This window comes from Sporosarcina sp. resist (assembly GCF_014302295.1).
Classification (GTDB): domain Bacteria; phylum Bacillota; class Bacilli; order Bacillales_A; family Planococcaceae; genus Sporosarcina; species Sporosarcina psychrophila.
In genome coordinates, this window is record NZ_CP060287.1 from 605,001 (window position 1) to 629,082 (window position 24,082).

Consider the following 24,082-nt stretch of genomic DNA (forward strand, 5'->3'; position numbering starts at 1 on the left):
GTGAAGATGCAGGTTACCCGCGACAGGACGGAAAGACCCCGTGGAGCTTTACTGTAACCTGATATTGAATTCCGGTGCAGCCTGTACAGGATAGGTAGGAGCCTTGGATTCCGGAGCGCTAGCTTCGGATGAGGCGTTGGTGGGATACTACCCTGGCTGTATTGGACTTCTAACCCATGCCCCTTATCGGGGCAGGAGACAGTGTCAGGCGGGCAGTTTGACTGGGGCGGTCGCCTCCTAAAGAGTAACGGAGGCGCCCAAAGGTTCCCTCAGAATGGTTGGACATCATTCGTAGAGTGCAAAGGCATAAGGGAGCTTGACTGCGAGACCTACAAGTCGAGCAGGGTCGAAAGACGGGCTTAGTGATCCGGTGGTTCCGCATGGAAGGGCCATCGCTCAACGGATAAAAGCTACCCCGGGGATAACAGGCTTATCTCCCCCAAGAGTCCACATCGACGGGGAGGTTTGGCACCTCGATGTCGGCTCATCGCATCCTGGGGCTGTAGTCGGTCCCAAGGGTTGGGCTGTTCGCCCATTAAAGCGGTACGCGAGCTGGGTTCAGAACGTCGTGAGACAGTTCGGTCCCTATCCGTCGCGGGCGCAGGAAATTTGAGAGGAGCTGTCCTTAGTACGAGAGGACCGGGATGGACATACCTCTGGTGTACCAGTTGTCTTGCCAAAGGCATCGCTGGGTAGCTATGTATGGACGGGATAAATGCTGAAAGCATCTAAGCATGAAGCCCCCCTCGAGATGAGATTTCCCATTACGCAAGTAAGTAAGATCCCTCAAAGAAGATGAGGTTGATAGGTCTGGGGTGGAAGCACGGCGACGTGTGGAGCTGACGGATACTAATCGATCGAGGACTTAACCAATTTTGAAAAGGGCTTGATTACCCTGATTCTGTGTAGCACAATGTCTGTTTTATTCAGTTTTGAGCGAACAAGCTCAAAGAGTCTGGTGACGATTGCGAAGAGGTCACACCCGTTCCCATCCCGAACACGGAAGTTAAGCTCTTCAGCGCCGATGGTAGTTGGGGGTTTCCCCCTGCGAGAGTAGGACGCCGCCGGGCGCAAGGTCATTGCCAATAGGTAATGGCTTTTTTTGTGTTTATTTTTAGAAATTTTTTTTAGATATATATATTAAATAAATGAGTAACTATACGAACTAAGAGAATGCGCATTTAAATGGACAATCGAAGCTCTGAGAGTAGTGGAGCACCAACTAGGCCTAAGGAGGAAAATATCCCTAGCGCAAAAAAGTAAGGATAATCGTATATATATAAACTCAAGCGCCTTGGTGGAGCCGAAAAGGATGACAAGCTACAGAGGAAGGCAGCTTAGGATCAGCGCGACACAGATGACACAATGTCGCAACAGCTCTGCATGCCCCCCGTTGTGTAGGCTCGGGAGCTAGGCGCTGGAGTATAGACACTACTCTAGGTGAAAAAGTTTATAATTTCTTGTCTTTCGAAAAAAGGGTGGTCTCAATTAAAAAAACGTCGCCTTTCCCCTTTCGTGTCTACATTACTAGGCACAGGGATAATAAGTTCGTATGCTGATGGTGGTTCGGAGCTCTTTCCTGTGAGGAGTTGGACGTCGCCGGTAGTAAGGTCATTGCCAATAGGTAATGGCCTTTTTGTCGTCCGGGAAATAATGAAATCTCGTACTTATGGAGAAATGCTATCTAAGTTAAATTATTGAATATGTTATGAAAACAGAGCGCTAGCTTCTTACTGGGAAAGTCGTAGCCAAATGACTATAGGATAGGTGAAGCAGTTAGATTAATGGGGTTGGGCATACAAAATGCGATATTGAAGGGTTTATTTACTTCAATTTATATAATAACGAAATTCCGTAAATGTACAGGTCTTAATGTAAGTGAGTTATATATATATGATCGGTTTACGTGTTGAAATGATCGGCTGTGCATCGGTTATTATTGTTTAGGTGTTGAAATTATCGTTTGTGCAATGGTTATGTTTGTTTAGGTGTTGAAATGATCGGTCCTGCATTGGTTATGATTGTTTACGTGTTGATATGATCGGTCGTGCATTGGTTATGATTGTTTAAATGTTGATATGATCGGTTGTGCAGTGGTTATGATTGTTTAGGTGTTGAAATGATCGGTCGTGCATTGGTTATGATTGTTTAGGTGTTGAAATGATCGGTCGTGCATTGGTTATGATTGTTTAAATGTTGATATGATCGGTCCTGCAGTGGTTATGATTGTTTAGGTGTTGATATGATCGGTTGTGCAATGGTTATGATCGGTTTACGTGTTGATATGATCGGTCGTGCAGCGGTTATGATTGTTTAGGTATTGATATGATCGGTCGTGCTCCTGATACGCTCGCTCGCCTATAATTTTAGCCATTATGATTGAACAATTAGCGACATAAGAATTGGTGTTAGATTATGGAAGTGGCGATTAGAATACCTAAATTCATCTTCGGATTCGAGCTACTTGTCCGTCTATTCTTAATAGCTTGAAATCATAGCCTAACAGCGATACGATAAGGGTCAAGCAATATTGAAAGGGGTGGTTATTTTGCAAATGGTGCTCATTATATTCGCGATTAATATCGTGTATGTTACATTTTTTACAGTGCGCATGATTCTAACGTTAAAAGGCTATAGATACATCGCTGCCGGACTTAGTGTAGTAGAAATCGTTATCTATGTCATCGGCCTTGGTTTAGTGCTTGATAACCTGAATGAAATACAGAACTTAGTAGCCTATGCAATCGGTTATGGTTGTGGAGTTATTATTGGGTCGAAGATTGAAGAGAAGATGGCACTTGGCTATATTACAGTAAATGTAATTACGTCAGAGAAGAACTTGAAATTACCGAGTATACTGCGGGAAAAAGGTTACGGAGTCACAGATTGGTCAGCGAATGGTCTTGATGGGGATCGGTCTGCTATGCAGATTCTTACCCCGCGTAAATATGAATTGAAACTTTACGTTACTATTAAAGAAATAGACCCAAAAGCATTTATTATTGCATACGAGGCGAAAATGATACATGGCGGTTTCTGGGTTAAGAGTGTGAGGAAAGGGAAGTTGTTCAAGTGAGTAAAAAGAAGACTATATGGTTTGACGTGGAAACAGAAGAGACTATTGAGGATTGTTTGAAGCGAATGGCTGCAGAAGGTTATGCAGTTGCGGGACGAAAGGAAGAGCCGCTGTTTACTGAGGTGAATGGAGAATTTATTCCAGTACGGCAAGTTATCAAGTTCAAAGGTGTACTAAGAGAAGATGAAAATGCCTAAAAGGCGAACGTTATGGGGTAGCGATATGTAATTGTTCGCCTTTTCTATTGACGAATGCTCGCGGTCTTGTTAAAATATAGAGAGTAAATAGAATCCCCATATATGCTGTGGAATTGGCCGCAGTGTTTCTACCAGGACACCGTAATGTCCGGACTATGCGGGAAAGCGACTTTCAGGAATTGTAGCGAAAGGTGTGTGGGTACCTATGGGTGCAATCATCTTAACGCATATTTCAACGTCCTCGAATGATCTGCTTTTCATGCATATGAAGAGTGGTTTGTTCGAGGACTTTTTAGTTTAGGAAATGTTGGCTAGGCTTCAGGTGCCAGACGCTCGGGTCATAAGACGGCCTGTTGCCACAAAATGTGGCAAACTTATGCAACATTCATTTGTAGCGGCACCTAACGCTTTTCTTAAAAGGAGCGGATTATAAGTGGAACCGAAAATCGGTGTCATTATGGGAAGTAAAAGTGATTGGGAAACAATGAAACATACGTGTGACATTTTGGACGAACTAGAAGTCCCTTACGAGAAGAAAGTCGTCTCAGCACACCGTACACCTGATTTCATGTTTGAATATGCAGAACAAGCGCAAGATAAAGGTTTAGAAGTCATTATTGCAGGAGCTGGGGGAGCTGCACACCTTCCAGGGATGGTTGCAGCAAAAACATTGCTACCCGTTATTGGCATACCTGTTCAGTCAAAAGCGTTGAATGGAATGGATTCCTTATTGTCCATTGTTCAAATGCCTGGAGGTGTTCCAGTGGCGACTATGGCGATTGGGAAAGCAGGCGCTGTGAACGCAGGTCTTCTTGCAGCACAGATGTTAGGTGTCCATGACAAAGCTCTAATGAAACGTATTGAAGAGCGCCGTAATAACATGCGTGATGCGGCACTAGAAAGTAGCGGTGACTTACTATGAAAACAATTTTACCTGGACAAACGATAGGGATCATTGGTGGGGGACAGCTTGGTCGGATGATGGGGCTTGCCGCGAAGGAAGCGGGATTCAAAATCGCGGTGCTAGATCCTGTTATGGATTCACCGTGTGGTCAAATTGCTGATATACGGATTGTTGCACCTTACAACGATGAGATTGCACTCGAGGAACTAGGTGAAGTGAGTGACGTCATCACATATGAATTCGAAAACATTGATTATGAGGGATTGAAAAGGCTCACTCAAATCGCACACGTACCGCAGGGCGCAGAACTTGTCCGGATCACACAGAATCGTATCAATGAAAAAGCAGAAATTACAGCATCGGGTGCACCTGTTGCAAACTATGTAGCGGCACAGACGTTTGAAGAGCTAACATTGAAAATTGGAGAAGTCGGCTATCCTTGTATCGTCAAGACTGCATTCGGTGGTTATGACGGCAAAGGGCAAGTGAAAATCGACTCTGAAAGCGAACTTCACGAAGCGGAATCACTTTTTGTTCATTCGGCATGTATTGCAGAAGCATTCGTTCCGTTTACAAAAGAAATATCAGTGATCATTCAACGGAATGATAAAGGACAATCTTACTGTATTCCAGTTGCGGAAAATATTCATAAACACCATATACTGCATGAATCAATCGTTCCAGCACGGGTCAATGAAAAAGTCTTAGCCCAAGCCGAAGATGCAGCGAAGAAAATCGCAGATCATCTCAATCTTGTCGGGACATTGGCGGTTGAAATGTTCGTCTTAGAAAATGATGAAATTATTATTAATGAATTAGCACCACGTCCACATAACTCGGGTCATTATTCAATTGAGGCGTGTAACATTTCGCAGTTCCATCAGCATATCCGTGCTATTTGTGGCTGGCCACTTCGCAAGCCGATATTATGGCAATCTTCGATTATGGTGAATGTGCTCGGCGAACATGTAGCGCCACTGACGAAGATTGTTACGGATTATCCCGATTGGTCAATCCATCTATATGGCAAAGCCGAAGCGAAATTAAAGCGGAAAATGGGACATGTCACAATCATGACGGACAACATTGAAAAGACATTGGAAGACATTAATTCAACGGGAATTTGGTCTGAATAGAGGGGGATACTTATGATAAAGCGATACCCCAGTCCAGAAATGGACGCTGTACGGTTAGAACAAAATAAGTGTTATACGAATTTCAAGCAGCTCCGTCTTGACTGAATAATTGACGGCAGCTTTTCAACATTTCAAAGTTTCAAAAAGAAACTTAATCTAATTCCATTTGGGAGGAAAAAAGACATGACGAAAGTAAACGTATACGTAACACTCCGTGAAAGTGTTGTTGATCCACAAGGGGTAGCAACTAAAGAAGCGCTTCAAACGATGGGTTATAAAGAGGTCGAAAACGTACGCATTGGGAAATTGATTGAGCTAGAATTAGACGAATCAGTTACAAATATCGATGCACGTGTCAAAGAAATGTGCGAAAAGCTTTTAGTCAATAAAGTTATTGAGGACTACCGATATGAAATCGGGGAGGTCGCGGGCAAATGAAGTTCGCTATACTTGTTTTCCCAGGATCGGGTTGCGACATCGACATGTATCATGCGGTAAATACCGTTCTGGGCAATAAAGCAGAATACATCTGGCATACAGAAGCGAATCTTGACGGTTATGACGCAGTACTTATTCCGAGTGGAGCATCGTACGGGGATTATCTGCGTACGGGTGCACTAGCGCAAAGCTCACCAGCAATCGAGAGCTTGAAAGCATTTGCTGCAACAGGGAAACCTGTTCTTGGTGTGGGTAACGGGTTCCAAATTCTTGCTGAAGCAGGCCTTTTACCAGGCGCTTTCTTGCGCAATAAAGGACTGAAATTCAGGTCTGGCAAAACGAAATTGACTGTCTTGAATACAGATTCTACATTTACGGCAGATTACGACAACGGGCAAGAAATCAAGATTCCGTTTGCTCATGAATTCGGCAACTATTATGTTGATGAAAAGACAGTAGCAGAATTGAAAAGTACGAACCGTATCGTATTTACATATGCGGACGGTAATGCAGATGGCAGCACAGCGGACATCGCGGGTGTTTTAAACGAAAAAGGCAATGTGCTCGGCATGATGCCCCTTCCTGAACGTGCAGTTGAGGAAATCATCGGAGGAACAGATGGATTGCCTCTATTCAATTCAATCTTGAAAAGGTGGAGTGAAAATAATGTCAGCCAAGCATGAACCGAACGCACAACAAATTAAAGATGAACAATTATACCGCCAAATGGGAATGACAGATGAGGAATTCGAACGTGCAACAGAGATGTTAGGACGCCTTCCAAACTATACGGAAACGGGTTTATTCTCTGCATTGTGGTCTGAACACTGCTCATATAAGAGCTCGAAACCAGTACTGCGTAAATTCCCAACTGATGGGCCACGTGTTCTTCAAGGGCCAGGAGAAGGAGCAGGAATCGTCGACATTGGCGACAATCAAGCAGCTGTTTTCAAAATGGAATCCCATAACTCTCCTTCTGCGATTGAACCGTTCATCGGGGCAGCAACTGGTGCTGGTGGGGTTCTGCGTGACGTATTTTCAATGGGTGCCCGCCCTGTAGCACTTGTAAACTCACTTCGTTTCGGCGATCTAACAGACGAACGTGACCGTTATTTATTCGAAGAAGCGGTTGCAGGGATTGCAAGTTACGGAAATGCGATTGGTATACCTACTATTGCTGGCGAAGTTCAGTTCGATAATTGTTATTCTAAACGTCCACTCGTCAATGCGATGGCTGTTGGTTTGTTAAATCATGAAGACATTCAAAAAGGGATCGCTTCCGGTATCGGTAATAGTGTGATGTATGCCGGTGCTACAACAGGACGTGACGGGATTCACGGTGCGACGATGTCTTCATCCGAAGTAAAAGATGGAGAACTTCCAGTGATGCAAGCTGGTGACCCGTTCCTTGAAAAACTTGTGATGGAAGCATGCCTTGAGCTTGTAAAATCAGATGCGTTAATTGGGATTCAAGATATGGGGGCAGCAGGACTTACTTCTTCTGCGGCTGAAATGGCATCAAAAGCAGGGTATGGTGTTGAGTTAAACCTTGACCTAGTACCACAACGTGAAGAAGGAATGACAGCATATGAAATGATGTTGTCAGAATCTCAAGAACGTATGCTAATCGTCGTGAAAAAAGGCCGTGAACAGGAAGTAACGGATTTATTTGCGAAATATAATGTCGAAGCTGTAACGATTGGTAAAGTAACAGATGATAAAATGCTGCGCCTGCTTCATAAAGGTGAAGTTGTCGCTGAAGTATCAGCTGATGCACTTGCTGAAGACGCACCGGTTTACCATAAGAAATCCGAGGAACCTGCTTATTTCAGAGAATTCCAAGCGATGGAAATGACAGAACCTGTCGTGACAGATTTGAATGAAACACTTAAAGACCTCTTGCAACGTCCAACGATTGCATCGAAAGAATGGGTCTATAATCAGTTCGATACACAAGCTAGGTCAAATACGGTCGTTGCACCAGGTTCATCTGCGGGTGTCATTCGTGTCACTGGAACGAATAAAGGACTTGCGATGACATCCGATTGTAACTCACGTTTCGTCTATCTTGACCCAGAAACAGGCGGGAAAATTGCCGTTGCTGAAGCAGCACGTAATCTCATTTGTTCAGGCGCGGAACCAATTGCAATTACAGATTGCTTAAACTTTGGTAGTGCGGACAAGCCGGAAGTATTTTGGCAGCTTGAGAAATCAGCTGACGGAATTTCTGATGCATGCCGCAAGTTGAATGCTCCTGTAATAAGCGGGAACGTTTCCTTATCTAATGAAGTGAATGGTGTTCCAATCTATCCGACACCAACGATTGGTATGGTCGGCCTTGTTCATGATTTATCACAAGTAACGACTACTGAATTCAAAAATGCAGGCGATGTCATTTATGTCATCGGTGAAGCATCACTTGATTTCGGCGGTAGTGAATTGCAACAAATGACGGAAGGGAAAATTTTCGGCCAAGCTCCGGCAATTGACCTTGAAGTTGAAGCAGCACGCCAGAAAGAACTTTTGACAGCGATCCAAGCGGGACTTGTTCAATCAGCAACAGATTTATCAGAAGGCGGATTTGCAGTAGCGCTTTGTGAAAAAGCATTCGGTACGGAAGGTCTTGGAGCAGGCGTTACAGTTTCAGGATCTGCAGTAACAGCATTATTCAGTGAAACGCAATCACGTTTCCTTGTGACTGTAAAAGAAGAAAAAGCGTCAGATTTCGAAAAAGCTGTAGCAGATGCGATTAAGATCGGTGTAGTTACGGATAGTAACCGTATCGTTATTAACGGTGAAGACGGTACGTTAATCGACGGGACGGTGGATGAACTCCGTTCTGCTTGGAAAGGGGCTATCCAATGCTTGCTGAACTCAGAGGCTTAAACGAAGAGTGCGGTGTGTTTGGCATTTGGGGTCATGAAGACGCGGCGCAGATCAGTTATTATGGTCTGCACGCGTTACAACACCGGGGACAAGAAGGAGCCGGTATCGTTACGAAGGAAGGCAAAAAGTTTCATGTGATTAAAGGCGAAGGTCTTGTCAATGAAGTGTTTTCTGGTAATGAGATCAATGATTTAAAAGGAAATTCAGCAATTGGGCAAGTGCGTTATTCTACAGAGAACGGTCGCGGAATCGAAAATGTTCAGCCGCTCGTTTTCCGTTCAACAACTGGAAGTCTTTCGGTCGCTCACAATGGCAACATTGTGAATGCGGTCGAACTACGCGAGCATCTTGAACGTCAAGGTAGTATTTTTCAAACGAATTCTGATACAGAAGTGCTAGCGCATTTAATTAAGAAAAGTAGCGGTTCTTTAACACAGCGTGATCGTGTAAAAAAAGCATTGTCGATGTTAAAAGGTGCTTTTGCGTTTGTCATCTTGACGGATGACGGATTAATGGTTGCGCAGGATCCGAATGGTTTGCGTCCATTATCCCTTGGGAAACTGGGAGATGCTTGGGTCGTAGCATCTGAGACATGTGCGTTCGATCTTATTGGCGCAGAATGGGTTCGTTCGGTAGAGCCGGGAGAACTCATCATTATTAATGATAAAGGTCTTCAGTCGGACCGTTTTGCGAAAGCTGCGGACTCGGCTATGTGCTCGATGGAATATGTCTATTTCGCACGCCCTGATTCGGATATTGATGGTATTAATATTCATTCAGCACGGAAGCGTTGCGGCAAACGACTTGCACGTGAAGTGCATATCGAAGCAGACGTCGTCACAGGTGTACCGGATTCAAGTATTTCAGCGGCTATTGGGTTTTCTGAGGAAAGTGGAATTCCATATGAGTTAGGGCTGATCAAAAGTCGTTATGTCGGGCGAACGTTCATTCAACCAACACAGGAGATGCGTGAAAGAGGCGTGAAGATGAAACTTTCTCCAGTGCGTCAAGTTGTGAACGGTAAAAGAGTCGTCATGGTGGATGATTCGATTGTTCGCGGCACCACGTCTAAAAGGATTGTCAATCTGTTGAAAGAAGCCGGTGCGACAGAAGTTCACGTTGTGATTGCGTCTCCACCGCTTGTCAGTCCGTGTTTTTATGGTGTAGATATCAGTACGGATTCAGAATTGATAGCAACAAATAGGACGGTTGATGAAATCCGAGAGCTTATCGGTGCAGATTCACTGACATTCTTGTCTGCTGAGGGAATGGTCGAAGCCATTGGACGTCCCGATAAAACAAAGAACTGTGGACAATGCCTTGCATGCTTTACAGGAGAATATCCTACAGAAATCTATTCAGATACAGTGTTGCCACATAAGAAAGAAATTGTTTGATAGGGGGACTTTTACATGTCGAAGGCTTATGAAAACGCAGGTGTAAATATCGAAGCTGGTTACGAGTCTGTTGAACGGATGAAGTCACATGTTGCGCGAACTGCGCGTAAAGGTGTTACAGGAACGTTCGGCGGTTTTGGTGGCATGTTCGATCTATCCGCACTTAACTACAAAGAACCGGTACTTATTTCCGGTACAGACGGTGTTGGTACAAAGTTGAAACTGGCGTTCATGGCAGATAAGCATGACACGATTGGTATTGACTGTGTCGCTATGTGTGTTAATGATATTGTGGCGCAGGGCGCAGAACCTCTTTACTTCCTTGATTACATCGCACTTGGCAAAGCCGTTCCTGAAAAGGTAGAAGCGATTGTTAAAGGAATCGCAGATGGTTGTGTTCAATCTGGTGCAGCATTAATTGGTGGAGAAACGGCTGAGATGCCAGGACTTTACGAAGTCGATGAGTATGACCTTGCAGGATTTGCAGTTGGAGCATGTGAAAAGAGTAAAGTTGTCACGGGTGAAAAAGTTGTTGCTGGAGACGTTCTTGTCGGTATCGCTTCAAGCGGTATTCATTCGAACGGTTATTCACTCGTCCGTAAAATTGTAATTGAAGATCAGGGCTGTGAAATTGACGGTTTGATTGCTGGATACGAAGATCTTGGAACAGTTGGAAACGCACTTCTTACACCGACGAAAATTTATGCGAAACCTGTTCTTCAAATGCATAACGAACTCGACGTCCATTCAATGGGCCATATTACGGGCGGCGGCTTTTACGAAAACTTACCGCGTATGTTGGTAGATGGATTCGGAGCGGAAATTGACCTTGGTTCATGGCCAGTACTTCCAGTATTCAAAATGCTGAAAGAAAAAGGCGAACTGTTGGATAAAGATCTATACAGCGTATTCAATATGGGTATCGGTTTTGTAGTTGCGCTTTCTGAAGAACAAGCGAATGCTGCCCTTAAAATTGCAGCTGAGCACGGGGAAGAAGCATTCATTATTGGACGTGTAATTGAAGGCGATGGCGTCACATTTACAGGGACACATGACGGAAGTCTTGCCGAATGAATCGAAAAGTGAAGATTGCCGTTTTCGCATCCGGAAGCGGCAGTAATTTTGCAGCAATTGAACAAGCATGTAGCGCAGGTGAATTGAATGCTGAAATCGTCCTGATGGTGACAAATAAGCCGGAAGCATTTGTTGTTGAACGTGCTGACAAAGTGAGTATTCCAGTTGCAGCAATACGTCCAAAAGATTTCGAAACGAAAGATGCGTACGAAGAAGCAATTCTTCATGCACTTCGAGAATCCGGGGCGGAATGGCTAGTTCTTGCAGGTTATATGCGTCTTGTTGGGCCGGTCCTATTGATGGCTTATCCTTCTCGCATAGTCAATATTCATCCATCACTACTGCCTTCGTTTCCTGGAAAAGATGCGATTGGACAAGCGGTTGCGCATGGCGTGAAGGTGACGGGTGTTACCGTTCATCTTGTGGATGAAGGAATGGATACAGGACAAATTCTTGCACAGTGTGCAGTCGATGTTGTCAGTGGAGATGAAGATAAAACAGCCGAAGCGATTCATGCTGTTGAACACGGTTTATATAAAGATACGTTAAACGAACTTTTTAGCCGGTAATGATCAAGGCTTGGGCCGGCAGGAAGCAGGTCATGCAGTCGTTGCGACAGGAAGTCGCGATTTTAGACTGCTATCCTAACATACTAATTGGAGGGTTTTATTCGTGAAAAAACGTGCATTGCTTAGCGTGTCAGACAAAAACGGTATTTTGGAATTTGCAAAAGAATTGGAAAGTCTCGGTTATGAACTGTTATCAACAGGCGGTACAATGAAACATCTTGCAGACAATGGCGTCGCAGTAACAGCAGTCGATGCAGTAACCGGATTCCCTGAAATTATGGAAGGCCGCGTTAAAACGCTCAACCCAATGATTCACGGAGGACTTCTTGCGAAACAAGACAATCCCTCTCATATCTTACAAATGGAAGAGCATGGCATCCAGCCGATTGATGTTGTTTGTGTTAACTTGTATCCGTTTAAAGAAACGATTTCAAAGCCGGACGTAACCAATGATGATGCAATTGAAAATATCGATATTGGTGGACCAGCGATGCTTCGTGCTTCAGCGAAAAACCATGCATACGTCACAGTTATCGTAGATGCAACAGATTACGATCAAGTGCTTACCGAGATCAAAGCAGATGGCAAAACGACACTTGAAACGCGCAGACGTCTTGCAGCAAAAGTTTTCCGTCATACAGCAGCATACGATGCACTTATTGCCGGTTTCTTGACTGACCTTACAGGCGAAGAATTCCCTGAGCAGGTTACGTATACATATGAATTAAAACAACCGCTTCGTTATGGAGAAAATCCACACCAAAAAGCAGCTTTCTACAGCCGTCCACTTGGTTCTGATTTCTCAATTGCGTACGCGAAACAATTACATGGCAAAGAACTTTCGTATAACAATATCCAAGATGCGAATGCGGCTATCCAAATCATTAAAGAATTTGATAAAGCAGCTGCAGTAGCGGTAAAACATATGAATCCATGTGGTGTTGGAACAGGCAAAACAATTTTCGAAGCGTTCAATAAAGCATATGAAGCAGACTCGACGTCTATCTTTGGCGGTATAATTGCATTGAACCGTGAAGTTGATGCGCCAACTGCTGAAAAATTATCGGGCATCTTCCTTGAAATTATCATTGCACCTGCTTTCACGGAAGAAGCAGTTGAAATCTTGACGAAGAAGAAAAATATACGCTTAATGACAATTTCGTTTGATCAAAACAAAAAAGACAAATGGAATACAGTTTCTGTTGAAGGTGGATTGCTTATGCAAGAGCCGGATGCATACGGATTTGCGGATGCAGACATTCGTGTTGCGACTGACCGCCAGCCAACTGAAGCTGAATGGGAAGCGATGAAACTTGGTTGGGCTGTTGTAAAACATGTGAAGTCCAACGCAATTGTCGTGACTGATGACAATATGACACTCGGCGTTGGTGCGGGGCAGATGAACCGTGTTGGAGCAGCGAATATCGCGCTAACGCAAGCAGGCGAACGCGCTAAAGGTGCAGCGCTTGCATCTGATGCATTCTTCCCAATGGATGATACAGTCGAAGCTGCAGCGAAAGCGGGCATTACGGCAATTATTCAACCAGGCGGATCAGTGAAAGACGAAGATTCGATTAAGAAAGCTAATGAATACGGTATTACGATGGTATTTACAGGCGTACGTCATTTCAAACATTAAGGAGTAGATTGCATTGAATATACTCGTTATCGGGAGCGGTGGCCGCGAGCATGCGATTGCCAGACAGTTCAATGTCTCCCCTTCAGTCAATAAAGTTTTTGTCGCACCCGGCAATGATGGCATGAAAAATGATGCTGAATGTGTGCAAATCGATGCGTTGGATTTTGAGGCACTTGCTTCATTTGCACAAGAGAACCATGTGGACCTGACATTTGTCGGCCCTGAACAACCGCTTGGAGAAGGAATTGTTGATTACTTTACTGAACGTGGATTAACAGCGTTCGGACCAACGAAAGCGGCGGCGTTGATCGAAGGAAGTAAGTCATTCGCTAAAGAGCTGATGACAAAGTATGCTATTCCGACAGCTGCCTACGGAACATTTACCGATGCAGAAGAAGCAAAAGCGTTTATCCGAGAAAATGGTGCCCCAATTGTCGTTAAAGCAGACGGACTTGCAGCTGGGAAAGGTGTTATCGTTGCGATGACGCTGGAGGATGCGCTTGAAGCAGTCGACGATATGATTGGCAACCAGAAATTCGGCGAATCTTCATCACGTGTTGTTATCGAAGAGTTTTTGGACGGCGAAGAGTTCTCTTACATGTCGTTTGTCCATGACGGTCAAATTTACCCGATGGTTGTCGCGCAGGATCATAAGCGTGCTTATGACGGTGATAGAGGACCGAATACGGGTGGTATGGGCGCTTATTCACCCGTTCCGCAAATTTCGGACGCAGTTGTGAAAGAAGCATACGATAAAGTCGTCGTTCCGACTGTTGAAGCAATGGCTGCAGAAGGGACTCCGTTTACTGGTATTTTATATGCCGGTCTCATTTTGACTGACAAGGGCCCGAAAGTGATTGAGTTCAACGCTCGTTTCGGCGATCCTGAAACGCAGGTCGTCCTTCCACGAATGGCGTCTGACTTTGGTGAATTCATGGCTGCACTTATGGCTGGTAAACCGTATGACTTGAAGTGGGATGACAAAGCGATGTTAGGCGTTGTCATTGCGGCAGATAGATATCCAGGAGATGTAGTAAAAGGGGCGGTATTACCTGATCTTGACGTTTTGTCAGCACGTGACTTAGAAGTCTTCCATGCAGGCACAAAATCAAATGGCGAAGGGTTTGTTGGTAATGGGGGACGTGTACTCCTCATTACAGCGAAAGCAGATTCATTGAAAGAAGCGCAGGTTGAGGTCTATAAAGGCTTGTCTCAATTAGAATGGAACGGATTCTTCTACAGGCAGGACATTGGCTGGCGTACGTTTGAATAAAAAATCCCCAAATCTATCTAGGTGATGGATTTGGGGATTTTTTTATTTGAGGAGATTTACTTGTTTTTCTTATTATTCGGCCTTACAAATCCACCCACCAAACATATTCGTCGTGAAGAACTTAGCAATGTTCCCAAATCCAGCTTCCCTTAGCAAACGGACAATCTCCTCTTCAGGAATAAAGGAAAGCTTCCTTACTGTTTTCTCCATTTCATTTACCTCTGTTTCAGTTAAATTTGTTGAATCCAACCAGTACGCTTTCCATAGAGCGAATAGCTCATTAAATGAGGGGTCGCTCGGGTTCCCGTACATGGACGCCATAACGAATGGAGCACCAGGTGATAGATGATGTCGGATCTTTTTCAGTAGGATCCTTTTTTCATCGATATCTTCAATGAAATGGAGGACGAGCATACAGGTTGCAGCCCCGAACAGTTTCTCTTCTGTTACATCATCGACAGTTCCTTCGATGAATTCCACACGGTCATCTATCTTCAAGTCAATTGCTTTCATTCGCGCGAAATCAAGCATTGGTGGTGCGGGATCTACTGCTGTAAATGTCCACGCGGGATTAGTTGGTCCTAACGTAGCAAGTTCATTGCCGCCACCCGCTCCAATTATCAATACACTTTCTTGTTGTGTTATGTTTGCTCGAAGATAAGCCTGTACAAGTTTGAACATCGAATCGTAGGTAGGCAACGTTCGGCGCACTCCTCTGTCATATTCTGCGGCCATCTCTTTATCAAACTGCATCTTGTCGGTCATTTTATCAAATCCAATCGATTGTAATACTATACTATTTCGTCAAAAGGTGTCGGAACCCTTTTACTGAGGAAAGGTTCGCAACGTATCTCTGAAAGTAAACAACGCGCCGCGTAAACTAAACAACAAAGTTGAGAAAGTATGCAACGTATTAAGAATTATGCAACGTATCTCGGGAAGTAAACAACACTAATCGTAAAGTAAACAACACACCGCGTAAACTAAACAACAAAGTTGAGAAAGCATGCAACGTATCAAGAAGTTCGCAACGTTACCTCAAAAGTAGACAACAGAATATCAAAAGTTAACAACGTTCAGTGTAAACTTCACAACGCCCGCCTCAATATGAACTCCTCGTTTGTCCGAAATAACAAAAAATGTCTACCGAACTCCCTATTTATTTCCTCAATGCTATGCTACGATAAATAGTATGAATAGTTCAGTTAAAGGGAGAGTGTATCATGTGGGAGCCTAAAGAAATAAAAGACCAACTACATATGATCGACGGCAAGAAGGCGCCGGACCTCATTATTACTAATGCAGAATATTTACATTCAATCTATAAAAAATGGGTGACAGGCATCATTTGGATTGCTGGCGATCGGATTGTGTACGCCGGGAAGGAAATGCCGGTAATGACAGAAGGCGCCGAAATCTTCGATGCTACAGGGAAGAAAATTGTACCTGGTTATATTGAACCGCATGTTCATCCGTTTCAATTGTACAACCCGCGGACGTTTGCAGATTATGCATCGCGGCTTGGGACAACGACATTCATTTCGGATAATCTTATATTATTCATGTCTCTTGATAACGAAACATCGTTTGGGCTGCTTGATGAGTTAAATAAATTACCGTTTTCATTTTACTGGTGGGCACGGTTTGATTCACAGACGATTCTACAGAATGAGGCTGAATTGTTTAATCTAGCTTCTATTAAGGAGTGGATTAAACGTCCAGAAGTATTGGTAGGCGGGGAGTTGACAGGTTGGCCACGACTCATGACAGGGGAACCCAATATGGTCGCCTCTGTAAATGCTGCAAAAATAGGGGGCAAGAAAATAGAAGGGCATTTCCCTGGTGCCTCTGAGCGGACGTTGGCACGGATGCGTCTTCTTGGAACAGACGGTGATCATGAAGCGATGACGATAGAAGAGGTAGAGGCACGGCTACTGCACGGGTATGGAGTGACCCTACGCTATTCATCCATTCGTCCAGATCTTCCACATTTATTAAAAGACATTGTTGCCAAAGAATTAAATGTGTTTGATCACTTGATGATGACGACGGACGGATCGACGCCTTCATTTCACCTCGATGGCGTAATGGATAAATGTATCCGTGCTGCGCTTGAAGCGGGGGTTCCGCCAATTGATGCATACCAGATGGCATCTTATAACGTTTCGCGCTATTATGATATGACTGATTTACACGGATTCATTGCGACAGGTCGTTTTGCAACGCTAAATATTCTGGAGGATGAGTACAATCCAGTGCCGACGGATGTTTTATCCAAAGGAAAATGGTTGAAACGTGAAAATGAATCGACGGAACCTTTCCCAACCATTGATTGGTCGTTTGTTGAAGCGTTCGCACCGAATTTCGAACTTGATGAATCGGATTTCATATTTGACAATCCGGTTGGTATCGAAATGCTTAACGATGTCATTACAAAACCGTATAATGTGACGATTGACACAAAGGTCGATAAACTTGCGGATGATCACGATGAAAGTTTCCTTATGCTTCTCGATAGAAATGGAAAATGGCATGTCAATACAATTATTAAAGGGTTCGCAACAGGAATTCAAGGCTTTGCGTCTTCGTATTCGAATACAGGGGATATTATCTTAATCGGCAAAGATAAAAAAGAAATGCACAATGCCTTTAAGGAAATTAAACGAATCGGTGGCGGTATGGTGCTCTCGGAAAACGGTGGTATCGTCGCGACTCTTCCACTGGCAATCGGTGGCGGTTTATCGGCAGAACCGGTTCAAAAATTGATTGAGCAGGAGATAGAATTGAAAAAGGCACTGGCAGATCGTGGTTACACGAAAGGCGATGCAGTCTATACGTTGCTTTTCTTGCAATCAACACATTTACCGTACATACGCATCACACAGATGGGGCTGTACGATGTTATGAAAAAAGAAATGATTGTTCCGGTAACCGGAAGATAGGAGGCGTAAATGGAGAAGAAAATGAGAGGGTGGCTATTGTACATAGCTATCTTAATGTTGCTGTTAGCGGCGTGTTCAAAAGAAGAGAAGGCGGAGGACGTTGTACCCGAGCCGATAGAGGAAGAGGAAGAAGTAATCGTTGAAGAAGAACCTGTACAGGGGCCAACCTTGTATAAAGAACCGTTCACTGGTGTTCTATCAGAAGAGGAAAGTACCCGTCGCGCAGTTCTGATGACGATTAACAATCATCCGCTTGCAAGACCACAATCAGGCATTAGTGATGCAGATATTGTCTATGAACTTGCAGCAGAAGGCAACATTACAAGGCTTTTGGCATTATTTCAAAGTGAGCTACCTGAAGAAATCGGCCCTATCCGCAGTGCGAGGGATTACTTTGTCCAAATCTCAAAAGGACTTGACGCATTTTACGTGGCGCACGGATATAGCCCAGATGCCAAACAAATGCTGCAAAATCGTTTCGTGGATAATATAAACGGTATGCAATATGATGGAACGCTTTTCAATCGCTCCAAAGAACGAAGAGCTCCGCATAATTCGTATATAACGAAAGATAATGTGCTAGCGGGTATGGAGAAAACCAATTCGTCGATAGAATTGTCCGTAATACCGCCATTTTCTTTCCTAGATTCGATAGAAGGTGCTAAAATAGGGGATATCGCATCGATGCTTGTTGTTCGTTATGGCACAGACCCGGACTTTACAAGCACGTATTCCTACGATGCCGAAAAAGGAACGTACAATAGAATGGTAAAAGGGATCCTAACAGTCGATAAATCCAACGAAAAGCCAGTGGAACTGTCTAATATACTTATATTCGAAACAGCCCATCGTACAATTGATAACGTCGGCAGACAGTCAGTCGATATTGAATCGGGCGGTAGAGGTATGATGTTCCATGCAGGTATTGAAAAGGAAATCGAATGGGAAAATATTGACGGAATCCTAACACCGATGGAAAATGGTGTTCCTGCGAAACTTGTTCCGGGTAAAACGTGGATTCACATCGTTTCGACTCAACCTGGAATGGAAACGTCTGTCACATATACCCCTTAAGAAATTCATTCAGAGAGAGGGAGACATATGCAAATCGACAAAATCCGTGGTCATCAGACGGACCAACTATTTAAAGCAATGCTCGAATTAAAAGACCTCGATGAATGTTATGAATTCTTTGATGATCTCGTCACGATAAGTGAATTGCAGTCACTCGCCCAACGCTTGGAAGTGGCGCAAATGCTTATGATGAAGAAGACGTACGATAAGATACAAGGTGAGACAGGTGCCAGTACTGCAACTATCTCAAGAGTACGACGCTGTGTGGATTACGGCTCTGGCGGGTATGGAAAAGTACTTGGACGCCTCTATCCGCAAGTGAATGAAGAGGAAGCGGAGACTAAATAAGCACTTCAGGTGCCTTACGCTTTTAGTTAGAACCGGACAGGGAAAGAATCTGTCCGGTTTTTTTGGTATACTAGAGAAACGTACATTATAAGATTGGGTGGTCAAACATGGATTTCACTACATGGCGTCATGCCTTTAAATTAGATCCTGAAAAAACAGTGACAGACGAACAATTGGAACTGCTTGCAGAGTCAGGAACAGATGGAATTATTGTTGGTGGAACAGATGGAGTGACGCTCGATAACGTACTCGATTTGCTCGTCCGAATTAGAAGGTATTCCGTTTCAGTTGCACTTGAGATATCGACAGTTGACTCAGTGACACCGGGTTTTGATTATTATTTCATCCCAACGGTGCTTAACTCAACGAAAGTCGAATGGATTAATGGACTTCATCATTCCGCGCTTCGTGAATATGGGCATATGATGGACTGGGATGAAATTCAACCGGAAGGGTATTGCATTATGAACCCCGATTGTAAAGCGGCGAAATTGACTGGAGTGACAGAAGTTCCGGACGAAGAGGATGTCGTCGCTTATGCTCGCATGGCAGAACATCTTTTCAAATTACCCATTTTTTATCTGGAGTACAGCGGTATGTATGGTGATCCTAAAATAGTAGAAGCAGCATCACGCGTGCTCGAAAAAACTCGCCTATTTTATGGAGGCGGCATTAGGAATGGTGAAGATGCTAAAAAGATGGCTGAAATTGCGGATACAATTATCGTTGGTAACGTCATCTATGAAGATTTCAAGGCGGCATTGGGAACAGTAGACGCGGTGAAATCGGTTTCCCGTTAAGGCCAAATCAGTGTATAATAAAAGAACAAATGTTCCGAGAGGGCGATAATAGATGAATATAATAGCAGAAGACTTACTTATAGGTATGAACCCAGAACAAGCTCGCGCAGTGAAGAAAACAGAAGGTGCACTGCTTATTATGGCGGGTGCTGGCTCTGGTAAAACACGAGTCCTAACACATCGGATTGCCTATCTCGTCGTTGAGAAAAACATTTATCCTTCCAATATTCTCGCGATTACATTCACTAACAAAGCGGCACGTGAAATGCGTGACCGTATTGATGGACTGCTTGGTGCTGGCACAGGCGAGCGGATGTGGGTTTCGACATTCCACTCAATGTGTGTCCGAATACTGCGACGTAACGTTGATCGAATCGGTATTTCAACATCATTTTCGATTCTCGATTCAGCCGATCAATTGTCGGTCATTAAAAGCGTTTTGAAAACGTTGAACCTTGATGCAAAACAATACGAACCACGTTCAATGCTGAATGCTATTAGCTCAGCGAAAAACGAGTGTATTGATGCAGAAATGTACCGCGCACAAATCAACCCTCATAACCCCTATGAAAAAACGATTGCAGACGTCTATGATGGCTATGCAAAGCGGTTGCGTAAAAACCAATCATTCGATTTTGACGATTTAATCATGATGACGTTGGTCTTATTCGAACGTGTACCAGATGTCCTTGAATTTTATCAAAACAAATTCCAATACATTCATGTGGATGAATACCAGGATACAAATAACGCACAGTATAGGCTTGTTAATATGCTGGCGGCTAAATTTAAAAACTTATGTGTTGTTGGAGACTCTGACCAATCTATCTATAGATGGCGCGGTGCGGACATCGGCAATATTCTGTCCTTTGAAAAAGACTATAAAAATGCCGAAATGATTATGCTTGAACAAAACTATCGTTCGACACAACGCATCTTACAGGCAGCGAACGACGTCATAACAAATAACAAGAGCCGCTATGATAAAAAGCTACGCACAGATAATGAAGAAGGCGATTCAATTTATGTCTACAAAGCAAGCGATGAAAAAGATGAATCGCAGTTTGTCGTAGGTAAAGTTATTGAATTGCAAGAGCAGGAGAAACTAAAACTCGACCAATTTGCAGTTTTGTATCGTACAAATGCTCAGTCGCGCGTTATCGAGGAATATCTTGTGAAATCCAATCTCGATTACACAATTGTTGGTGGCACGAAGTTTTATGAACGGAAAGAGATTAAAGACTTGCTTGCATATTTAAAACTCGTATCCAACAATGACGATGATCTTGCACTGGCCCGGATTATTAATGAACCAAAGCGCAGTATTGGTGCTACTTCATTCGATAAAATGGCGCGCTTTGCAATTGAACATGACCGCTCCATTTTTGACGCATTACAAGAAGTTGACTTTATGGGCATTACGTCAAGAGCTGCAAATGAAGTTGCCAAGTTCCGTGAGCTGATCGCAGGATTTACTCGAATGCAGGAATACTTATCGGTGACTGAACTTGTTGAGCAAATACTTGATAAATCGGGTTACCGCGAAATGCTTCATCGTGAAAAAACAATTGAGTCAGAAAGTCGTCTGGAAAATATCGAAGAGTTTTTATCTGTAACGGAAGCTTTTGAAAAACGTGCAGAAGAAGATACAGGTGACAAATCATTAGTCGCCTTCCTGACAGATCTTGCGCTCATCGCAGATATTGATTCACTTGATAAAGAAGAGAACAAATCTACAGAGAAAATTGTCCTTATGACGATGCACGCCGCCAAAGGTCTTGAATTTCCTGTTGTCTTCATCATCGGAATGGAAGAAAACGTCTTTCCGCACTCCCGTTCAATGGGAGATGACGAGGAGATGGAAGAAGAAAGGCGTCTTGCGTATGTGGGAATCACGCGTGCAGAGCAAAAACTCTATCTAACTTCCGCATCGTACCGCACGCTTTATGGACGTGCGAGCTATAATAGCCCTTCACGTTTCATTGCAGAAATTTCGGATGACATTACGGAAATTGTTTCAAGAGATTCCGGATTCTCCATTGGAGGCGGATCCAAAGCACGTAATGAAGCACCTGTGCGATCTGCTGTTAAAAAGCCTGTATATAATACCAGTGGTGGAGACAAAATGGGATGGAGCCCTGGCGACAAAGCGGTTCACAAAAAGTGGGGAACCGGCATGATTGTCAGCGTAAAAGGGACAGGCGAAGAAGTAGAACTGGACATCGCATTTCCAAATCCAGTCGGAGTCAAACGTCTCTTAGCAAAATTTGCACCAATTGAAAAAGCATGATGGCTGAAGGAGAGAAAAAATCGATGGATCGACTTGAACTCGAAAAACGGGTGGAAGAATTGAATAACCTGCTTCATCAGTATGGTCATGCTTATTATTCGCTTGATAAACCGCTTACTTCCGACGCAATCTATGACCAATATATGCAGGAACTGTTGTCGATTGAAGCGGAAAATCCTGACCTCATTTATCCGGACTCCCCCTCACAGCGTGTAGGTGGAGAGATACTGAAGGGATTTGGAAAAGTCGTTCACGAGTTTCCGATGCTTAGTCTATCGAATGCATTCAATGAAGAAGATTTGAGAGAATTTGACAGGCGTGTTAAGGCGGCAGCAGGACACGATGTTTCGTATATTTGTGAACTAAAAATAGATGGGCTTGCTATTTCGCTCAGATATGTCGACGGAAAGTTTGTACAGGGCTCAACTCGTGGAGATGGTACGGTCGGAGAAGATATAACGGCAAGTTTAAAAACAATCCGGACAATCCCACTTCGACTGAAAGAATCTGTTGCGATTGAAGTTCGCGGCGAGGCTTATATGCCGAAGCAATCGTTCGTGAAATTGAATGCAATGCGCGACGAAGCCGGCGATGAGCCGTTCGCCAATCCACGTAACGCGGCGGCAGGCTCACTTCGCCAACTCGATCCAAAAATAGCGGCGAGCCGAAATTTGGCGATATTCGTTTATGGAATCGGTGGCGATGGAAGTTTATTCGGACAAGATAGTCATTCAGACTCACTAGATTACCTTGCTGCGCTTGGCTTTGAAACGAACAAAGAACGCAAGCGATGCGCCACAATTGAAGAAGTGATTGACTATGTTGGGGAGTGGGGGGAAAGCCGTTCCGCTCTTGACTATGAAATCGACGGGATTGTTGTAAAAGTCGATAACTTTGAGGATCAGGAACAGCTTGGATTTACGGCAAAAAGTCCGAAATGGGCGACTGCTTACAAGTTTCCCGCTGAGGAAGTCGTCACAACGTTGCTAGATATAGAGCTTAGTGTTGGCAGAACAGGTGTAGTGACTCCAACAGCTATACTTCAACCAGTTCTTGTCGCGGGATCGACTGTAGGACGCGCATCATTGCATAATGAGGATCTCATTAAAGAAAAAGACGTTCGAATCGGCGACACAGTTATTATCCGAAAAGCAGGAGATATTATTCCGGAGGTAGTCGCTGCAATTGTGGAAAAACGCACTGGTGATGAAGTACCTTTTGAAATGCCAACGAACTGTCCTGTCTGTGATTCAGAACTCGTTCGAATCGAGGAAGAAGTTGCGATACGTTGTGTTAATCCACAATGTCCAGCACAGATGAAAGAAGCCATTATTCACTTCGTGTCCCGCAATGCAATGAATATCGAAGGAATTGGTGAACGGGTAGTTGACCTTTTGTACAAGGCAGATCTTGTCCACGACGTCTCGGATCTATATACGCTGACAAGAGAGCAATTAATTGAACTCGAACGGATGGGTGAAAAATCCGTCTCGAATCTACTAACTGCAATTGAAGCATCAAAAGAAAATTCACTTGAAAAAATGCTCTTTGGACTAGGTATCCGCCATGTAGGTGAAAAAGCGGCAGCAATACTTGCGGAGGAGTTCGGAACACTTGCTGATCTAATGGTAGCCGATGCAGAGCGGCTTGTAACCATCCACGAAATCGGGGACAAGGTAGCCGATTCAATTACGACCTATTTTAGCAATGAAAAAGTTCTTGAAGTGCTTCGAAAGCTGGAGGCTTACGGATTGAATACAGCCTATAAAGGACGCAGGCGGCAAGATGTACCGACAGACGGCCTATTTTCTGGCAAGACTGTTGTCCTAACAGGGAAACTATCCATTTTGACCCGTGGCGAAGCGAAAGAGAAAATCGAAGCATTCGGCGGAAAAGTGAGTGGTAGCGTGAGTAAAAAGACAGATCTTGTGATTGCAGGGGAAGACGCCGGCTCGAAATTGGCAAAAGCCGAGGAGCTTGAAATTACTGTGTGGAATGAAGCTGAGTTGATTGAAGCACTTGGCGAAAAGGAGTAATTA

19 protein-coding genes, 2 rRNA genes and 1 riboswitch (1 of these 22 running past the window's edge) are annotated in these 24,082 nt (G+C 44.0%); of the genes, 20 read left to right on the plus strand and 1 reads right to left on the minus strand.

Annotation, left to right across the window (positions count from 1 at the left end):
• The 14 genes from H7992_RS02970 to purD all read left to right on the plus strand — a co-directional run.
• Positions 1-873 (plus strand): 23S ribosomal RNA (locus tag H7992_RS02970) (it extends 2,059 nt beyond the left edge of the window).
• An 81-nt stretch (positions 874-954) separates the two neighbouring features.
• Positions 955-1,070: ribosomal RNA gene (gene rrf, locus H7992_RS02975) — 5S ribosomal RNA — on the plus strand.
• 1,484 nt (positions 1,071-2,554) lie between these two features.
• A complete protein-coding gene (locus H7992_RS02980; RefSeq protein WP_156476136.1) occupies positions 2,555-3,076 on the plus strand; it encodes a DUF2179 domain-containing protein in 522 nt (173 codons plus the stop codon).
• Entirely contained in the window at positions 3,073-3,273 is a 201-nt protein-coding gene (locus H7992_RS02985) for an NETI motif-containing protein (RefSeq protein WP_067205568.1), read from the plus strand. Before H7992_RS02980 ends, H7992_RS02985 begins: the two co-directional genes overlap by 4 nt.
• 76 nt (positions 3,274-3,349) lie before the next feature.
• A riboswitch (purine riboswitch) is annotated at positions 3,350-3,449 on the plus strand.
• Positions 3,450-3,706: 257 nt separating this feature from the next.
• Positions 3,707-4,195 carry a 5-(carboxyamino)imidazole ribonucleotide mutase gene (purE, locus tag H7992_RS02990; protein ID WP_067205573.1) on the plus strand — a complete coding sequence of 163 codons (489 nt, stop codon included), beginning with the start codon at positions 3,707-3,709 and terminating at the stop codon, positions 4,193-4,195.
• Complete coding sequence (gene purK / locus H7992_RS02995) at positions 4,192-5,313, plus strand: 5-(carboxyamino)imidazole ribonucleotide synthase (RefSeq protein WP_187046596.1); 1,122 nt, start codon at positions 4,192-4,194, stop codon at positions 5,311-5,313. Before purE ends, purK begins: the two co-directional genes overlap by 4 nt.
• A gap of 183 nt (positions 5,314-5,496) precedes the next feature.
• A complete protein-coding gene (gene purS, locus H7992_RS03000) occupies positions 5,497-5,751 on the plus strand; it encodes a phosphoribosylformylglycinamidine synthase subunit PurS (RefSeq protein WP_067205578.1) in 255 nt (84 codons plus the stop codon).
• A complete protein-coding gene (purQ, locus tag H7992_RS03005; RefSeq protein WP_187046597.1) occupies positions 5,748-6,434 on the plus strand; it encodes a phosphoribosylformylglycinamidine synthase subunit PurQ in 687 nt (228 codons plus the stop codon). Before purS ends, purQ begins: the two co-directional genes overlap by 4 nt.
• On the plus strand, positions 6,418-8,637 hold the full coding sequence (purL, locus tag H7992_RS03010) for a phosphoribosylformylglycinamidine synthase subunit PurL (protein ID WP_067205584.1): 2,220 nt from the start codon (positions 6,418-6,420) through the stop codon (positions 8,635-8,637). The genes purQ and purL overlap by 17 nt, the downstream gene beginning before the upstream one ends.
• Positions 8,613-10,034 (plus strand): amidophosphoribosyltransferase, encoded by a 1,422-nt coding sequence (gene purF / locus H7992_RS03015; RefSeq protein WP_067205586.1) that lies wholly within the window; start codon positions 8,613-8,615, stop codon positions 10,032-10,034. Before purL ends, purF begins: the two co-directional genes overlap by 25 nt.
• Before the next feature lie 15 nt (positions 10,035-10,049).
• Positions 10,050-11,108 carry a phosphoribosylformylglycinamidine cyclo-ligase gene (gene purM / locus H7992_RS03020; RefSeq protein ID WP_187046598.1) on the plus strand — a complete coding sequence of 353 codons (1,059 nt, stop codon included), beginning with the start codon at positions 10,050-10,052 and terminating at the stop codon, positions 11,106-11,108.
• Positions 11,105-11,677, plus strand: a complete 573-nt coding sequence (purN, locus tag H7992_RS03025; RefSeq protein WP_187046599.1) for a phosphoribosylglycinamide formyltransferase — start codon at positions 11,105-11,107, stop codon at positions 11,675-11,677. Before purM ends, purN begins: the two co-directional genes overlap by 4 nt.
• 103 nt (positions 11,678-11,780) lie before the next feature.
• A complete protein-coding gene (purH, locus tag H7992_RS03030) occupies positions 11,781-13,316 on the plus strand; it encodes a bifunctional phosphoribosylaminoimidazolecarboxamide formyltransferase/IMP cyclohydrolase (RefSeq protein WP_187046600.1) in 1,536 nt (511 codons plus the stop codon).
• A 13-nt stretch (positions 13,317-13,329) separates the two neighbouring features.
• Positions 13,330-14,589 (plus strand): phosphoribosylamine--glycine ligase, encoded by a 1,260-nt coding sequence (gene purD, locus H7992_RS03035; RefSeq protein ID WP_187046601.1) that lies wholly within the window; start codon positions 13,330-13,332, stop codon positions 14,587-14,589.
• A 72-nt stretch (positions 14,590-14,661) separates the two neighbouring features.
• Here the strand turns inward: purD and H7992_RS03040 are convergent, their stop codons facing one another.
• A complete protein-coding gene (locus H7992_RS03040) occupies positions 14,662-15,354 on the minus strand; it encodes a class I SAM-dependent methyltransferase (RefSeq protein WP_187046602.1) in 693 nt (230 codons plus the stop codon).
• A 458-nt stretch (positions 15,355-15,812) separates the two neighbouring features.
• Here H7992_RS03040 and H7992_RS03045 point away from each other — a divergent pair, with 458 nt between their 5' ends.
• From H7992_RS03045 to ligA, 6 genes are all read left to right on the plus strand, one after another.
• On the plus strand, positions 15,813-17,531 hold the full coding sequence (locus H7992_RS03045; RefSeq protein ID WP_187046603.1) for an adenine deaminase C-terminal domain-containing protein: 1,719 nt from the start codon (positions 15,813-15,815) through the stop codon (positions 17,529-17,531).
• A 9-nt stretch (positions 17,532-17,540) separates the two neighbouring features.
• Positions 17,541-18,605: a DUF3048 domain-containing protein gene (locus H7992_RS03050; protein WP_255428572.1), complete on the plus strand. Its 1,065-nt coding sequence runs from the start codon at positions 17,541-17,543 to the stop codon at positions 18,603-18,605.
• Between the two features lie 27 nt (positions 18,606-18,632).
• Positions 18,633-18,953 (plus strand): YerC/YecD family TrpR-related protein, encoded by a 321-nt coding sequence (locus H7992_RS03055; protein ID WP_067205613.1) that lies wholly within the window; start codon positions 18,633-18,635, stop codon positions 18,951-18,953.
• 107 nt (positions 18,954-19,060) lie between these two features.
• On the plus strand, positions 19,061-19,753 hold the full coding sequence (locus tag H7992_RS03060; RefSeq protein WP_187046604.1) for a heptaprenylglyceryl phosphate synthase: 693 nt from the start codon (positions 19,061-19,063) through the stop codon (positions 19,751-19,753).
• 52 nt (positions 19,754-19,805) lie between these two features.
• On the plus strand, positions 19,806-22,043 hold the full coding sequence (gene pcrA / locus H7992_RS03065; protein WP_187046605.1) for a DNA helicase PcrA: 2,238 nt from the start codon (positions 19,806-19,808) through the stop codon (positions 22,041-22,043).
• A 23-nt stretch (positions 22,044-22,066) separates the two neighbouring features.
• Positions 22,067-24,079, plus strand: a complete 2,013-nt coding sequence (gene ligA / locus H7992_RS03070; RefSeq protein WP_067205618.1) for an NAD-dependent DNA ligase LigA — start codon at positions 22,067-22,069, stop codon at positions 24,077-24,079.
• The last annotated feature ends 3 nt before the right edge of the window (positions 24,080-24,082 follow it).